Here is a 17,243-nt window from a genome sequence, read left to right on the forward strand (position 1 = left end):
AATACCATATTGCCAATAAAACAATTTGTTTGAGGAGGAACCTAGATGGAGATTCAAGGATTTACCACAACTTTAACCGAAGATAAAAGTTTAGTCCCGGCCCCAATTCCGGAGTTTGATATCGAAAAGCAGAAAAATGAAGTTAAGACAAAAGTCATGGAGAGTCCGGAAGTTCGCAGTATTGTAAGACAAATTAACCTAGAAGATGTTAACTCGATTATGACATTCGGCAAAAACACAGCGGAAGAGGTTTCCCGGTTCTCTGATGCTATTTTGCATTCCATGCAGTCAACTAAAGTTGAGGATTCAGGCGAATTGTTAATTCAGCTTAATAAAATCATGGACAAGTTTGATATTAAGGACTTTGAGGATAAACCTCCCGGCTTCCTAGAAAAGATTTTTTCTAAAGCTAAAAACACTGTTGAGGCTTTGTTCAAAAAATATAACTCTATGGGTGATGAAGTTGACAAGGTCTTTGTTACCCTCAAGAAATACGAAGCTGAAATCGGTACCGCTAATAAACACCTGGAAGACATGTTTAATAAAAACGTCGAGTATTATGAGCAGTTAGGACAATACATCTACGCCGGTCAAGTAGTACTTGCCGAGCTTAAGAATAATATTATTCCGGCAGCCCAAGCCAGAGCTAACGAGACAGGGAACCGAGTAGATCAAATGAATGTTAACAACCTGCTGCAGGTACAAGAAATAATGGAACAGAGAATTTATGATCTGCAGTTGGCTGAAAATGTTGCCGTCCAGAGTATGCCAACCATCAAAGCAATAGAGTATGGTAACTATAACTTGGTTCGAAAGATTAACTCGGCATTCGTCATTACCATGCCGATTTTCAAGCAATGCTTGGTGCAGGCAATTATGTTGAAACGTCAATCGGTCCAAGCTAAAGCGATGAGTGCCTTAGATGAAAAAACAAATGAGCTTCTGCTTAGAAATGCTGAAAATACTGCCCTTCAATCGAAAATGGTTGCCAAGCTGGCCACGGGCAGTTCGGTAAATATTGAAACCTTAGAAAAATCATGGCAAACAATTGTCAAGGGCATCGAGGATACGAAGGCAATTCAAGAGGAAATGAGACAAAAACGAATCGATGGTACAAGAAGGTTAGAGGTTCTCAAACAAGATTTTGTAAATCGCGGGATTGTCAGATAAGCAAACACAAAAAAGATGATTTCTGTACTGAAACAGGAATCATCTTTTTGTTTTGCGTAATTGAATTATTGACATAATCTTAAATTTGACATATTAATGGTTTAGGAGTAATATCCTTCGTGTACGAAATATTTCTATGCGAAATAAATACTTGCGGAGGAAAATAAGTTTATGGAGGAATTTATGGAAAATCAAAATAAAAGTGCATTGGTCGCAAGTCTCTTTCAGGAAGTAATGATGCTCTTTAGAAGCAGTATGAGTAAAGTCTTTGAAGACGTGGGCATAACTCCCCCCCAAGGCATGGTTCTTGGAATCTTAAGTAAAGAAGAAAAATTAAAGATCAATGAGCTCAGCAACAAAATGAATCTCTCAAATAGTACCGTCTCAGGTATCGTTGACAGGCTTGAAAAACAAGGAATGGTAGAAAGGCTAAGAAGTGAATCCGACCGAAGAGTGGTCTATGTAAGTATAACCCCAAGTTTTAAGGAAATGCATGAATGTTTTCATGTGAAGTTTGAGAAAAAGATTGAAAATATTTTGAGCGAAGGGAGCTCTAAAGACTTAGAGAAAGTATATGAGGGATTGAGCACCTTGAGAAATCTACTAAGAAAATATGATAAAGATTAATATCAAATGAGGTGAGATCTATGGTTAAGCTATTTAGATTGCTCAAACCTTTTACTGCGTATATCACTGCTGTAGTAGTGCTGCTTTTTGTTCAAGTTATATCAGACCTCTATTTGCCAACCTTAATGGCTGACCTAGTTGATATAGGGATTGTGAATAAAGACATTAATTATATCCTAAAGACCGGTGGCTTTATGCTGCTAATTGCCGCTGGAGGAACTATATGTGCAATTATTGCAGCCTACCTGTCTGCCAGAACCTCCATAGGCTTTGGGAAAATAATTCGCGAAAAGCTTTTTAGTAAGGTTGAAAGTTTTTCCTTGCATGAGTTTGATAAATTAGGCACAGCGACTCTTATTACGAGAACGACTAATGATGTTAACCAAATCCAGCAAGTATCCGTCTTAATCCTGACGATGATGGTTACGGCCCCCCTTACAAGTATCGGTGGAGTTGTTATGGCATTGCAACAAGATATATCCTTATCTTGGGTTTTAGTCGTTGTAATACCGGTATTGTTTACGATTATTGGTGGAACCTTATTTAGAGCCTTACCTCTTTTTAAACTAATGCAGGAAAAGCTCGATAAGTTAAATCTTGTTTTAAGGGAAAATCTTACCGGCATTAGAGTCATACGGGCATTTAATCGCAAAGAGAAAGAAAAAGTTCGATTTGATGAGGCTAATGCGGATTTAATGCAGAACGCCATCAAAATCAATCTGATTATGGCTGCCTTAATGCCGGCGATGATGTTGATTATGAATTTAACGACTGTAGCCCTTGTCTGGTTCGGAGCCATCAGAATTGACTCCGGAGCTATGCAGATCGGCTCACTTTTGGCTTTTATCCAATATGCAACCCAAATCCTATTCTCATTGTTAATGTTAGTGATGTTGTTTATTGTGATTCCTCGCGCTCAGGTTTCTGCAGTAAGAATTAATGAAGTACTTGAGACAAATTTAGATATCAAAGATCCTGTAAAGCCGGTAACAGTGACCGACGGAAAAGGGTTGGTTGAATTTAAAGATGTTTCATTTAGATATCCCGGTGCTGATCAACCTGCTATTAACAATCTAAATTTCGTTGCGAAGCCAGGTGAGGTGACGGCCATAATTGGGGGGACAGGCTCAGGCAAATCAACCTTGATCAATCTGATCAGTCGCTTCTACGATACGGAAAAGGGTAGCATTCTTATCGATGGAATCAATGTTAAAGATATGAGTCAGAAAGGATTGAGAGCAAAGATTGGCTTTGTTCCACAAAAGACAGTTCTTTTCTCAGGGACAATTGCGGAAAATATTCGCTATGGGAAACAAGATGCTACTCTAGAAGAAATTAAGCATGCTGCTGATGTGGCCCAAGCTACAGAATTTATTCTGAGTTTGGAAGAGGGGTTTAATCATACTATTGCCCAAGGCGGAGCTAATATTTCCGGAGGCCAGAAACAACGGCTTTCAATTGCTCGTGCTCTCGTGCGAAAACCGGATATTTACATTTTTGACGATAGCTTTTCCGCTTTGGATTTTAAAACCGATGCTAAACTACGCGCTGCCCTAAGACCAGAGATTGAAGAGGCCACGGTTTTCTTGATCGCCCAGAGCGTACCGACAGTGAGGGAAGCTGATAAGATTATTGTTTTAGATGAAGGAATTATTGCGGGTATTGGAACTCATGCGCAACTGTTGAACAATTGCAGGGTATATCGTGAACTTGTAGCGTCACAATTGTCTGAGGAGGAAGTAGGATGAGTGAAGACCGTAATACCAACAAAGAAAAAGGACTTCCCGGTGGAAAACAGGGCGGGCCGATGGGATCGTTAGGAAAACCTGTAGAAAAAGCCAAGAATTTTAAAGGAACTCTGCGGAGGTTAGTGCAGTATTTAAAGCCTCAGAGAACAAAATTTCTCTTTGTTTTCGTAACTGCCAGCCTAAGCACAATTTTTAGTATTCTTGGCCCCAAAATCATGGGGAAAGGGGTAACGAAAATTGGCGAAGGCCTAGGTGCCAAAATGATGGCAGCCCAGGCAGGGAAGGCTGTCCCGTCCTTGGATTTTACCTATATTAGTCAAATTGTGTTAATCCTGATTGGTTTGTATATCATCAGTGCTGCCTTTAGTTATCTGCAGCAGTATATCATGGCCGGAGTTGCCCAGAAAACTGTTTATAAGATGCGCAAGGAAGTAGATGAGAAACTTTCCCGTCTTCCCCTTAAGTTCTTTGATGCCCGGACTCATGGCGAGATTTTGAGTCGTGTTACCAATGATATTGACAATATTTCTACCACTCTGCAACAAAGCCTTACTCAACTTATAACTTCGCTGGTTACTATAATAGGGGTTATCGTTATGATGTTATCGATAAGTCCATTACTAACCTTAATTGTGATTTTGACCTTGCCTCTTTATATGGTGGTTACAATTAAGATTGCCAAGGGCTCCCAGCAACACTTTGCTGCTCAACAAAAGTCGTTAGGTGAGCTCAATGGACTTGTAGAAGAAGCCTATGCCGGACACAAAATTGTTAAAGCTTTCGGACGTGAGGACGAGACCTTTGCAAGGTTTAATACCATTAATGAAAAACTCTATCAAGCAGGCTATAAAGCACAGTTTATTTCCGGGATAATAATGCCGCTTATGAGATTGGTAAGTAATCTAGGGTATGTGATAATTTGTGTTATTGGTGGAGTTTTTGCAACAAGAAACATGATCAGCATAGGGGATATTTTAGCCTTTATTCAATACTCCAGACAGTTTACTCAACCAATTGTTCAGACAGCAAATATTGCTAATATTATTCAATCAACTATTGCTTCAGCTGAACGTGTCTTTGAACTGCTTGATGAGGTAGAAGAAGTCCCCGATGCTATTGAGGCAAAGATAGTTCCTTTCCCTAAAGGGCATGTAAGATTTGAAAATGTGGACTTTAGCTATGAGGAAGAAGAAGAGCTCCTGAAAAAAATCAATGTTGATGTAAAGCCAGGAAATACGATTGCGATTGTTGGACCAACAGGAGCCGGTAAAACAACATTAGTAAATTTGTTAATGCGCTTTTACGAGATAAGCAATGGCAGAATACTAATTGATGGAATTGATATCAGGGATATTAAACGCGGTTCTTTACGCAGTATGTTCGGGATGGTTCTGCAAGACACCTGGTTGTTTAATGGCACAATCTTCGAGAATATTGCCTACGGTCGTGAAGATGCTACTGAAGAAGAGGTCATTAATGCGGCCAAAGCTGCTCATGCCCACCATTTTATCAAAACACTTCCGGAAGGTTATAACACAATCCTAAACGAAGAGGCTTCGAATATTTCCCAGGGTCAAAAGCAGCTATTGACAATCGCCAGAGCTATCTTAGCGAACCCAGTCATCCTTATCCTAGATGAAGCCACAAGCAGTGTTGATTCACGAACAGAAGCTTATATCCAAAAAGCTATGACAGAACTAATGCAGGGTAGAACTAGCTTTGTCATTGCCCATAGGCTTTCTACGATTAGGGATGCAGAGTTAATTCTGGTTATGAATCAGGGCAGTATTATTGAGATGGGCACTCATAACGAACTACTGGCTAAGAAGAGTTTCTACGCAGATCTCTACAATAGCCAGTTTACAGGTACAAGTATTGAGGTAGTGTAGAACAATCAGCAAGCGTTCTCTCTCCACATGCTGATAGAGTGGAGGGAGGGCGCTTTTTCCCGGTTGAAGAAGTTGAAGATAGTCATTGTCAAAAAAATCAAAATAGGGTATACTTTAACTATAAATTTATTGGTGCACAAACAATTGAGGTACAATTAATTACTGTACAAACATTTCTATAGCCATCTTTGTAGGAATGGAAAATACTCAGCAGAAAATTGAATTGTTAATGAGGTGTATTAAAGCTTTGACAAATGAGACCAGCAGAAATCCATCAAAATATGTTTGTTACAAACTGAGTAGAGTCATGAGAAAGGTACATAGATATTATGAAGGGAACCTTTCCCAGTATGGTATAACACCATCTCAATTTTATGTTTTGAGCGCTGTGTGGGAAAAGGATGGCCTTAAATTTAAGGAACTTGCCAAAAGTTTAGAAATGGATGGGTCTACCCTTACCTCCATCTTGGATCGCCTGGAACGACTTGAATTAGTGGAAAGAAGAAATGACCCGGAGGATAGACGATCTCTCCTGGTGTTTTTGACGGAACAAGCTAAGCAACAAATCAGCGAGATGGCGCATTTAGCTGAAAAGCTTGATCAAGAAATTAAAGAGCGCTTTACAGAAGAGGAGTTTGCCACCTTTGAGAGAGTTCTTGAAAAGCTCTCTTTAGATTAGTCATCAATCCTACAATTATTGTATTTGTTGAAGGGGGAATGATATTTTATTTCCTTAAAAAAGATTGAATATTCAAACCTTATTACCTGAGATATATCTTGTTCGGTAGGCTTAGAAAAATATTAAGAGGAGGGCTATTGATGTCAATTTTATTTTCGCCAACTCAAATTGGAAAACTTGAGCTGCGCAATCATTTGGTTATGACCCCAATGCATTTAGGTTACAGTCCTGTTGGGGAGGTTAATGATCAACTCATTGAGTTTTATCGTGCACGTGCTAGAGGTGGAGTAGGCCTAATTATTATTGGTGGGTGTGGAATCGATCGGATTGGAAATGCCTTTGGAATGACACAACTTGATGATGAAGGATATATTCCGGGCTTGCGTCAATTAGTTGATGCAGTCCACGCCGAAGGTGCAAAGATCGTGCCCCAGCTTTATCAAGCCGGAAGGTATGCCCATCCCGCTCTCACCGGTAAGCCTTCAGTAGCTCCTTCTCCAATTGCTTCCAAATTAACCGGTCAAACCCCGGAAGAACTTACTGAGGAAAAAATTCAGGAAATAATCGCTTCCTTTGTCAAAGCGGCAATCATTGCGCAAAAGGCCGAATTTGATGGGGTGGAAATTTTAGCCAGTGCCGGGTATCTTATATCCCAGTTTCTTTCGCCGGTAACCAATCAACGAAAAGATCGTTATGGCGGAGACCTTGAGGCTCGGATGACCTTTGGACTTGAAGTGGTAGAGGCGGTTCGCAAAGCTGTCGGGCCGGACTATCCTATAATTGTACGCGTAGCCGGCAATGATTTTGTGCCAGGCAGCAACACCAACACAGAATCCAGAGCCTTCTGTCAAGCTTTAGAGAAGGCCGGGGTTAATGCCCTTAATGTAACTGGAGGATGGCATGAAACCCAAGTACCGCAGCTTACCATGAATGTACCTCCCGGAACATACGCTTACCTTGCTTATGGTATTAAACAGGCTGTTTCTATTCCGGTTATTGCCTGTAATCGAATAAATACTCCTGAACTGGCAGAGAGTATTTTAGAAGAGGGCTTGGCAGATTTTATCGGTATGGCAAGACCACTGTTAGCTGATCCCGACTTGCCCAATAAAGGGATGAGTGGACAATCAGATAAAATTCGTCCTTGTATAGGATGTAATCAAGGCTGCTTAGACAATGTTTTCCGCCTTAAGCCGGTCAGCTGTTTGGTAAATGCTGAGGTTGGTAGAGAGTTTGAACTTGGGCCTATGGGTCAATCTGTTGACAGCCAGCAAATCCTTGTTGTTGGAGCCGGTTGCGCGGGAATGGAATTTGCGAGAGTCGCTTCACTTCGTGGTCATAAGGTAACAATTTGGGAAGAGAGTGGGGAGGCTGGTGGACAATTAGCCTTAGCTGCGGCTCCTCCGGAACGACAAGACTTCCTATACTTTAGAAATTACTTGATTAACGCCTGTAAGGAGCTTGGGGTAACAATTAAATACAATATAAAGGCTACACCGGAGAAGATATTGTCCGCAGTCCAGAATGGAGAGTTTGAGCGGGTAATTATTGCCACCGGAGCCCGCCCCGTCACCCCATCTATAAAAATTGCAGCAGGTGTAAAGGTACTGCAGGCCTGGGATGTACTATTAGGTCGTGAAAAGACAGGACGAAATGTAGTTATTGTCGGGGGTGGGGCTGTTGGAGTGGATACGGCTTTGCTTTTAGCGAAAGCTAGCACCATAAATAGCGATACCTTACGTTTTCTGATGGCTCAACATGCTGAAACAGATCAAGAGCTTCATAACTTGTTGACACGAGGAACGAAAAAGATTACTGTTTTAGAGATGGCTAAAGGAATTGGGAGAGATATTGGTGCCAGTACCCGTTGGTCTATGTTGGCTGATTTGAAGCGCCATAAAGTAAACTGCTTGGATAAACACACGGTGCTGGAAATTCGTCCGGATGGACTTTTAGTAGAGTGTGCCAATGACAATACGCAAAAGGTTATTCCTGCAGATACTGTTGTTTTAGCCGTAGGCTCCCGTTCAGAAAATGAACTCTATAACTCCTTACAAGATAAGTTAGAGAAAATTAGTATTATTGGAGATGCTGCAAAGCCGCGCAAGGTTCTCGATGCCATTCATGAGGCTTATGCAGAGGGGATTAAATAATCGAGGCACGAAGTGCGAACTTAGAGGTGCGAAAGACGTAAGGCTGGGGAAGTTCAATAGCGTTGATATTTTCGTGCGGCTGGCTTCGAATCTCGCTAAAGGAGGAGGGTATATTATATGGGTCATATTATTAATTCTAAAGAAGAGGTTTATAATGCGCTGGCTGAGCGCCTAAGCAAAACCCCGGAAGGAGCGCCGATTAACGAACACCTAATGGCAATTCTTCATCGTCTGTATACAGAAAATGAGGCTTTAGTAGGCAGTAAATTCTCATCAATTCCAATGCCATTGCAAAAGATTTCAGCCCTGACGGGCATTGAAGAAACAGAATTGAAAATTATATTAGACGGAATGTCGGACAAAGGCTTAGTACTGGATATACCGCGCAAAGATACCTTCTATTATATGTTAACACCTATGTTAGTCGGATTCTTTGAATATACCTTTATGCGAACAGGAAGTCAGCTTGATTTAAAAGAGTTGGCCGAGCTATTCGAAACATATTTTCACAGTCCGGGTGTAATGAAAGAAATTGCCGGTATAGATACTAAAGTAATGCGGACTCTTATCTATGAAAATGTTATTCCTTTAGCGGTAGAAACTGAAGTATTGGACTATGAGAAGGCGACGGAAGTCATCCGGCAATCGGGCGGAGGTGCGATTACCACCTGTGCATGTCGTCATGAGGCCTCGCATTTAGGTACAGCCTGTGATGCTCCAACGGAGGTCTGTATCTCTCTGGGTGGGGCAGCGGAATGGATAGTCCGCAAAGGGCTAGGCAAGCCGGCAACTGTCGAAGACTTATTGAATGTACTTAAACAAACCCAGGAACTTGGGTTAGTCCATCTATGCGATAACGTCATGAACAAACCAACCTATATTTGTAATTGCTGTGGTTGTTGTTGTAAAGTGTTGCGCGGAATCAATGAACAGCAAGTCTTCGCCACTCATCCCAGTAATTTCATACCTTCCCCGGATTTGGAAAGTTGTGTTGGCTGCGGTATTTGTGAGGAAAAGTGTCACATCCATGCCATTACTATGACCAATCAAGGAGACGGTACAGTTATCCCAGTCATAAGCAATGAAGTTTGTATTGGCTGTGGAGTATGTTCCCAAGCTTGCCCAAGCGAATCCTTGATCATGTCACGCCGATCAGAGATTGCTATACCTCCGGAGAACATTAAAGAAAAGTTTAGAAGAATGGCCGCTGAGAAAGGGCGATAACCAGATAACAGGATGAGAAAAAATTAGTCCGTACTATTTGATTGGTTACAGCAATAAAAAAGCGATCTTTCTCACTGTCTAAGGCGAGGAAGGTCGCTTTTTTGGCGATTTTTTTAGACGGATTATCTACTTCAACGAGGAATTAGGTAAATGATCAATTTCCATGGCTAGTGAACTGAGAGCGTGTTCGATGTCCGTGGCATAGTTTTTGTTGACTAAAGCAAAGATATGATCTCCGGCATAAATTCTTGTATCCCCTTGAGGTATGATCTCTTGATCTCCTCGTTTAATATTTACTAATAAGCAATGTTTGGGCCAGACAATAGTTTTGATAGTTTTACCACTAATTTCTGAACCTAGACAAACAATGGTTTCGACTAAAATCATCGTCTCTTCATGTTTAGGGAGAGGTTGTTTTTTTGTTAGGATTCGATCGTAGAGTGCTTCATATATCGGTTTTGTTTTTAAAAGATCACTGGCTAGGTAAGCGACGGTAGAAACTGTGATAAGTGCCCACAAGTGGCTAAAGGAGCCTGTCATTTCAGTAATAAGAACACTTCCGGTTATAGGTGCTTTAACAACCGCTGTAAAGTAGGCGGCCATTGCAAAAATTATAAAATTATTACTGTAGAGCGGGCTAACATGAAAAATATTAACCATTAAATCGTGGTAAATATTACCTGTTAGAGCGCCGATGACTAAGATAGGTAAGAATATGCCACCAGGAACACCTGTCCCATAGCTGATTAAGGTAAAGAAAAATTTCACCAATACTAAGAGGAAAAGAAAGCTTAAAGGAAAATAGTGTTGGTTTAGAGAGTCTATTAATTGATTACCGCCACCGAGAACTTCAGGAAGCAGATAACCTAAAACACCGGCAATCAGCAGTGGAATAGCAATAATAACTGTGTTCGGGAACCTACTTAATTTATCCCTTAGTTCGAGGGTCTTTAATAAAGAGCGGTTAAAAAGGCCGCCAAAGAGGCCGATTATTAGACCTAATCCAATTAAGTGAATATAATAATTAACCGGCAGAATGGGTAGTTGAGGAAAATTAAAAGCCGAAGATGACCCATAGAAAAACTTAGTTACTAAGTCTGCAGAGAGAGAGGCCGCAACTGTAGACATCAAAATAGCTGGTGAAAAGTTTTTGTTTAATTCTTCTACCGCAAAAATAACGCCAGATAGGGGTGCATTAAAGGCTGCTGCTAAACCTGCACTCGCCCCGCTGGTAATTAAGAATTTCTCTTCAATTTTTAAACGGCCTAAAAGTCTGCTCACACCTTGTCCAACCGTGGCACCTATTTGCACGGAAGGCCCTTCTCGCCCTAAGGATAAACCGGCGCCAATGGCCAAAATGCCTCCAAAGAATTTAAGTATGAGAACGGGTAACCACTTGATTTTTAGGTGCCCTGTTAAGATGCCTTTTACTTGTGGAATACCGCTCCCACTTACGAGGGGCTCTTTTTTAACTATAAGATTCAGTATGAAGGCTATGAATACAAGTCCAAGGGCTAAACTTATTATTTTATAGCCGGACCAACTTGTTGTGTGGTAAATAAATTCCCGTAATGACTCTGCCTGTTCTAAACCATATCGGAAAGCAACAATAATTATACCGGAAAAAAGGCCTATGATAATTCCTTCAAAGAAAAGCTTGAGCTTAAAGTCTCGCCAGTGAATCAGTCCATCGAATGTTTTACCAGTCAAAATATTACCCCCGTCACTATTCTGCATGCGTTCTTGAAAATTATAGACTAATCTTTTCAAGAATGTAAAGTAGATTATTGGTATATTTACTAATAAGTGTGACCCTTTTCACAGCTTCCTAATGAAGGTCCGGCTATAATAAGGTATCAATATAGGCTGGGAGTGAGTTGTGAATGCAGGAATCAAGAAAAACGGAAACCAACTTAGATTCCTTAAATAAGGAATATTTGAAATCCTTTTTAAGGATAATTCAATTTCTACAGATAAACTATCTTTCCAAAATGAAAGGTGAAAAGAAGGGGCCGCCACTTCCTTATCCTTCGCTGTTGGAATCAATTCTGACATGGTTGGGTTCTTTTTTGGGAATAATATTCATAACTCTATTTGCTAACACATTAGAACTTCCCGTTGTAGCATCCTTTGGTGCTTCAGCAGTTCTTATATACGGTGTTCCGGATGCTCCTTTGTCTCAACCCCGTAATGTTGTTTTGGGGCATACATTGTCAGCGGCGGTGGGAGTAGCGACTGTCATGGTGTTTGGGTTAACTTGGTGGACTCCCGCCTTGGGAACTGCTCTGGCTTTAGTTGTTATGCTTCTCACTAAGACAACTCATCCTCCCGGTGGGGCTACCGCTTTATTTGCGGTTTTGAGTCAGGCAGAACCGACCTATATCTTCACCCCAATCATGGTGGGAGCGATAATCCTTGTGATAATCGGAGTTATTGTCAATAACTTGTCCCCTAAGAGACGTTACCCCAAGTATTGGTACTAACTAAGACGGAAGAATGAGGTAGAGTTAGTTATTGGTAGTGCTAGTTTTAGCGGTATTTTGGTTATTTTCACATTAAAACCGCTAAAACTCTGCTTCTTGTAACTTCTTTTGTTATTAATCAGACAAGACGTCTGGACAAAACGGTTAACTTGATGATATCGTACGTATTGTCTATTTTATTGTTATAAAGTGTTAGGAGTGAACTGTTCTTGTCAGCGAAGCAATATAACGCAGATTCTATTCAGGTCTTAGAAGGACTGGAAGCAGTACGCAAACGTCCTGGCATGTATATCGGCTCAACCGGAAGCAGAGGGCTCCATCATTTAGCCTATGAAATTATCGATAATGCTATTGATGAGGCAGGAGCTGGGTTTTGTGATCACATCGCAGTGACTATTAATAAAGATGGTTCGATGACTATTGATGACAATGGACGCGGAATTCCGGTTGATATACACCCTTCCAAAAAAGTTCCCGCCGTGCGCTTGGCCTTTGAGACCTTGCATGCCGGAGGAAAATTTAGTGGAGAGACGTATAAAACTTCGGGTGGACTGCATGGTGTTGGGGCAAGCGTAGTCAATGCCTTGTGCGTTTACTTGACCGTTGATATTAAGCGGAACGGCAAATTATATCGTGTAGAATACACGGATGGAGGACAGCTTAAGTCCGATTTAGCGATTATTAAGAAAAGTATAAAAGGCACCGGAACAACTGTTACCTTCAAACCCGATCCGCTAATCTTTAAAGAAACCACCGTTTTTAAATATGACACCTTGAGAAGTCGATTAATGGAACTGTCCTTTCTAAACAGTGATTTGACAATTAGTTTGACGGATAACCGAGGGGATATAAAGTCGGAGACTTTTTCTTCAAAAAACGGAATTATTGGTTTTGTAGAGCATTTAATCAATGAATCAGGTTTTTCCCCAGTCCATAAAAAAGCGATCTATTTTACAGGGGAAAAAGATGAAGTAGTTCTGGAATGTGCCATTCAGTACAATCAAAGTGATGAAGAATCTCTGCACTCTTATGTCAACAATATCCCTACAGATGAGGGGGGAACCCATGAGTCGGGGTTCCGAACGGCTTTAACCAAAGCCTTTAACAACTATGGCAGAAAAAATAATATTTTCAAGAAAGAGGAAAGTCTCATCGGAGATGACCTCAAGGATGGCTTAACCTGTGTACTCTCTCTCAAAATCAAGGATCCTCAATTTGAAGGCCAAACTAAAACGAAGCTTTCCAATATGGAAGTTGAAGGTGTTGTTCAATCCTTAACGAATGAAGGGATTACCCAATTTTTTGAAAAGAACCCGTCAATAGCGAAGGATGTCATTAATAGAGCATTGACAACATGCCTGATTAGACTTGCTGCGAAGAAGGCTAAAGAATTAAAAAAGAAAGCTCGAGATGCTGAGATAAAGGCTTTGAGCGGTAAACTTGCAGCTTGTAGCGGAAAAGACAAATCCCGCAATGAGCTTTTTCTTGTAGAGGGTGATAGTGCTGGCGGTTCGGCTAAAATGGGGCGTGATCGACGTTTTCAGGCTATTCTTCCTTTGAGAGGGAAAGTTATTAACACTTATCGCGCAAAGATTGATAAAGTCTTAGAAAATGAAGAAATCCGAAGTATTATTTCCGCCGTTGGTTCGGGAATCGGCAAGGAATTTGATATAGAAAAAGGCAATTATGCCAGGGTTTGTATTATGACTGATGCTGATATTGACGGAGCACATATTCGATGCCTCTTATTGACTTTTTTCTATAGATACATGAAACCACTGATTTTGAGTGGAAGAGTTTATATTGCTCAATCTCCTTTATATAAAATTGAGAAGGAGAGGGGTAAAATCATTCGCTATGCTTTTGACGACCAAGAGCTAAGAAAAGAGCTTAAAGAACTGGGAAAAACGGCAAAAATATCTCGCTACAAAGGCCTTGGAGAGATGAATCCGGAACAACTTTGGGAAACTACCCTGAATCCGGTTAATAGGCGGATGATTCAGGTAACAATAGATGATACTCTTGAAGCTGAGCGAAAGCTCAGAATTCTAATGAGTGAGCAAGTTGAGCCAAGACGTGAGTTTATGATGGAGAATATCATCTTTACGGACAAAGATATGTAGAATATTAGGGGGAGTTTGTACCCGATGAGTATAACTGAAGACAACATCATCCAGCGACCGCTGGAAGATGTTTTACCGGAGGCGTTCTTAGGCTATTCTAAACATGTTATTTTACAACGGGCAGTTCCTGATGTTAGGGATGGGCTAAAACCAGTTCATCGCCGAATTTTGTTTTCAATGGACGAAATCGGAATGCACACTGATAAGCCCTATAGTAAGTCAGCTCGTTTAGTGGGAGACTGCATGGGGAAGTACCACCCCCATGGAGACTCCTCAATTTATGAATCAGCAGTGCGTATGGCACAACCTTGGGCTACACGGTACCCAATGGTAGATGGGCAAGGGAATTTTGGTTCCATTGACGGAGACAATGCTGCTGCAATGCGTTACACGGAAATGAGAATGACTCACTTATCCCAACTGATGACTCAAGATATTGAGAAAAACACTGTACTATTTAAAGAAAACTATGACCAACGCCTCAAGGAACCGGTTGTTCTGCCGAGTCCTTTTCCTAACCTTTTAGTTAATGGTGGATCAGGAATTGCGGTTGGAATGATGTCCAATATACCACCTCATAATTTGCGCGAAGTCATAGCAGCTGTGATACTTCAAATAGATCAGCCTCAGGTTACAGTCGAGCAACTTATGGAAAAGGTAAGCGGCCCAGACTTTCCCACCGGTGGGCTGATCATTGGTAATGAAGGCATCATTAATGCATATAAAACTGGACGTGGTAAGGTAACGATGCGGGGAAAAGCCCTAATCGAGCAAGGTAAAAACGGTAAAAGCATCATTGCAATTACCGAAATCCCGTATCAAGTTAATAAATCAACCCTGGCTGCCAAGATTGAGACCATGGCTGATTCCGGGAAAATTGAAGGGATTAGTGAAGTTAGAGATGAGTCTGATCGCGAGGGAATTAGGCTCGTTGTTGAATGCCGAAAAGAAGCTGATCCACTGAATATTTTACGTCTTCTTTATAAGCATACCCAATTGGAAGACACCTTCGGAATTATTAACTTAGTTATTACTGCTCAAGGTACCCCTAAGGTTCTAGGGCTAAAGGAAATTAATGCAGCTTTTATTCAGCACCGAAAAATCGTCGTCACTAAACGTACGGAGTTCGATTTGGAAAAGGCTCGTTTAAAGGCTCATATTCTGGAAGGCTTAGTTATAGCCATTAATAATCTTGATGAAGTGATTGCCACGATTCGTTCCAGTAAAACCCCTTCAATTGCTAAGGCTTCCCTAATTACCCGATTCGAATTATCTGAGATTCAAGCACAAGCCATTTTAGACATGAAACTCCAACATTTAACGAACTTTGAACTTGACGGTATTAAAAAAGAGCATGCCGATATTTTAAAGCTAATTAACGAGTTAGAAAGTATCTTAGCGGATATTAATAAGGTTTACGATATTATTAAAAAAGAGCTTAAAGATATTGCGGATAAGCATGGCGATGACCGTCGTACTACCATATTACCCGAGGAAATGCGGAATGAGATCAATTTAAGTTCCTTTGGAGAGCCTGAGTGTATATTCCAAGTGGCTCTGACAGCAAATGGCTTTATCAAACGCCTTCCGGTTCAATCAAAAAAGAAGGATAATGCTCTCATTTGTTCCTTTAAGGATGGGGATACCTTACAGGAAAGGATAATCTGCAGCAATAAGGATAGACTGTTTTTCTTCACTCAATCGGGAGAGTTTTTCTCGATTAACTCTAAAACGGTACCTGAAGCTAGAAATAAAGATAAAGGGGGCCCCCTTACTAATCTATTTTCCTTGCCTTCCGGAGAAAGTGTAATTTCAACTCTTGCTGTTAAAGATGTCATAGAAGATCTCTTCTTTGTTTTCGTTACAAAGAGTGGACAAGTTATGAGAAGCCTGGTAAGCGATTTTATTAATGCTCGTTCCTCAGAAGCAATAGGTCTGAAGAATAATGATAGTGTGGTTAAAGTATTCCTTAGTGACGGGCAAGGAGAATTATTGCTTGCCACCCGTAAAGGCCAAGTGATCCGATTCCCGGTTATGGAAGTAAACCCTATGGGTCGGAAATCACGCGGCGTTAAAGGAATAACGTTAGGTGAGGAAGACTGGGTTGTAGATGCATTAATGGGCAGCAACGAAGATAATTCTTTATCAGACTTATTAACAATCACGCAACAAGGATTCTTAAAAAGGACTGCCCTTGATGAATATAAACCTCAAGGCAGGGCCGGAAAAGGGATTGCCATCGGCAAGATAGATTCTAATGTTACCGGTTATCTTGTTGGTGTAATGCAAGTTAGGAATGATGATGTAATAAATGTTATACAGGTTAGCGGGATTGTAACTAAAGTTGAGATAAAGGATGTAAAAGTAGAATCAAGGACAAAAGCTGGAATACAGCTAATTCCTGTTTTATTAAATGATTATACAATCAAGTTAATTTAAGATAGGTTTTTTAACTAAATATAATCCCTCTTTTCTAGCTCAACTTGTATAGTGAAGCAAATGAAGCAACATAATAACAAGGTGAGTTTAGAAGGAGGGATTTTAAAAATGGAGATTTCAGATATTATTGTGAATGGTTCAGGGTTTGATAGGGAATATAACTTTAATAATTACGCCTTAACATTGGTTTTTAAAAATTATGAGACAGAAAAAACAGTGAGAGCAAATCTACGGTATTATCCTGCAGAAAAGGAATGGGATCTAAATCCGATTTTTTACGAATACTCACAAGCGGAAAAGGAAGAGATGATTGAACAAATCATCAATGATGATAGGTTTAAGTCAGAATTCCAGGCAACTGATAATAGCTTGAAAATATAGATTGACAGAAGAGACATTCTCGTAATAACTTTGATTAATTCCCTGAATACATCATTATAATTAATCCTAAAAACTATTAAAAAATTGTTGACAGTATAGAATGAAAATGGTATTATAACTGAGCGCCACAAAGATGCGCAGTGGTTAACCGGCAGAAAGTTGAAAGCTCAAACTAGTTAACCAAGTTAAATAAAAATTAGCTATTGACATCTAAAGTCGAAAATGCTAATATGTAATTCGTCTCAAACGGGTCGCAACAAACATGGTCTTTGAAAACTAAACAACAAGGACAGCCAATGAGAGAGGCTCGCAAGAGTTTCAAAATAA

12 protein-coding genes are annotated in these 17,243 nt (G+C 40.5%); 11 read left to right on the forward strand and 1 reads right to left on the reverse strand.

The window, feature by feature from the left end; translation table 11 throughout:
- Positions 1-45 precede the first annotated feature (45 nt).
- The 7 genes from DP73_RS08485 to DP73_RS08515 all read left to right on the forward strand — a co-directional run bounded on the left by DP73_RS08485 (position 46) and on the right by DP73_RS08515 (position 9,490).
- The gene (locus DP73_RS08485) at positions 46-1,170 is read left to right on the forward strand and encodes a toxic anion resistance protein (protein WP_034598828.1); all 1,125 of its coding nucleotides are present in this window, start codon (positions 46-48) and stop codon (positions 1,168-1,170) included.
- Positions 1,171-1,353: 183 nt separating this feature from the next.
- The gene (locus DP73_RS08490; protein ID WP_034598854.1) at positions 1,354-1,797 is read left to right on the forward strand and encodes a MarR family transcriptional regulator; all 444 of its coding nucleotides are present in this window, start codon (positions 1,354-1,356) and stop codon (positions 1,795-1,797) included.
- Positions 1,798-1,817: 20 nt separating this feature from the next.
- Positions 1,818-3,545 (forward strand): ABC transporter ATP-binding protein, encoded by a 1,728-nt coding sequence (locus DP73_RS08495; protein ID WP_034598830.1) that lies wholly within the window; start codon positions 1,818-1,820, stop codon positions 3,543-3,545.
- Positions 3,542-5,434 carry an ABC transporter ATP-binding protein gene (locus DP73_RS08500; protein ID WP_034598831.1) on the forward strand — a complete coding sequence of 631 codons (1,893 nt, stop codon included), beginning with the start codon at positions 3,542-3,544 and terminating at the stop codon, positions 5,432-5,434. Before DP73_RS08495 ends, DP73_RS08500 begins: the two co-directional genes overlap by 4 nt.
- Positions 5,435-5,681: 247 nt before the next feature.
- On the forward strand, positions 5,682-6,113 hold the full coding sequence (locus DP73_RS08505) for a MarR family transcriptional regulator (RefSeq protein ID WP_348982401.1): 432 nt from the start codon (positions 5,682-5,684) through the stop codon (positions 6,111-6,113).
- A 140-nt stretch (positions 6,114-6,253) separates the two neighbouring features.
- Positions 6,254-8,266 (forward strand): FAD-dependent oxidoreductase, encoded by a 2,013-nt coding sequence (locus DP73_RS08510; RefSeq protein ID WP_034598832.1) that lies wholly within the window; start codon positions 6,254-6,256, stop codon positions 8,264-8,266.
- 117 nt (positions 8,267-8,383) lie between these two features.
- Positions 8,384-9,490 (forward strand): 4Fe-4S dicluster domain-containing protein, encoded by a 1,107-nt coding sequence (locus DP73_RS08515; RefSeq protein ID WP_034598834.1) that lies wholly within the window; start codon positions 8,384-8,386, stop codon positions 9,488-9,490.
- 126 nt (positions 9,491-9,616) lie between these two features.
- Here DP73_RS08515 and DP73_RS08520 read toward each other — a convergent pair whose 3' ends face one another.
- Positions 9,617-11,200 (reverse strand): ClC family H(+)/Cl(-) exchange transporter, encoded by a 1,584-nt coding sequence (locus DP73_RS08520; protein ID WP_034598836.1) that lies wholly within the window; start codon positions 11,198-11,200, stop codon positions 9,617-9,619.
- 173 nt (positions 11,201-11,373) lie between these two features.
- On the opposite strand from DP73_RS08520, the gene DP73_RS08525 reads away from it, so the two are divergent.
- From DP73_RS08525 to DP73_RS08540, 4 genes are all read left to right on the forward strand, one after another.
- Positions 11,374-11,973 carry an HPP family protein gene (locus tag DP73_RS08525; RefSeq protein WP_034598837.1) on the forward strand — a complete coding sequence of 200 codons (600 nt, stop codon included), beginning with the start codon at positions 11,374-11,376 and terminating at the stop codon, positions 11,971-11,973.
- Between the two features lie 203 nt (positions 11,974-12,176).
- Positions 12,177-14,096 (forward strand): DNA gyrase subunit B, encoded by a 1,920-nt coding sequence (locus tag DP73_RS08530; RefSeq protein ID WP_034598839.1) that lies wholly within the window; start codon positions 12,177-12,179, stop codon positions 14,094-14,096.
- 24 nt (positions 14,097-14,120) lie between these two features.
- Entirely contained in the window at positions 14,121-16,535 is a 2,415-nt protein-coding gene (gene gyrA / locus DP73_RS08535) for a DNA gyrase subunit A (RefSeq protein ID WP_034598840.1), read from the forward strand.
- Between the two features lie 108 nt (positions 16,536-16,643).
- Positions 16,644-16,916, forward strand: a complete 273-nt coding sequence (locus DP73_RS08540; protein WP_034598842.1) for a hypothetical protein — start codon at positions 16,644-16,646, stop codon at positions 16,914-16,916.
- The last annotated feature ends 327 nt before the right edge of the window (positions 16,917-17,243 follow it).

The organism is Desulfosporosinus sp. HMP52, assembly GCF_000765145.1.
In the GTDB taxonomy this organism is placed as follows: Bacteria; Bacillota; Desulfitobacteriia; order Desulfitobacteriales; family Desulfitobacteriaceae; genus Desulfosporosinus.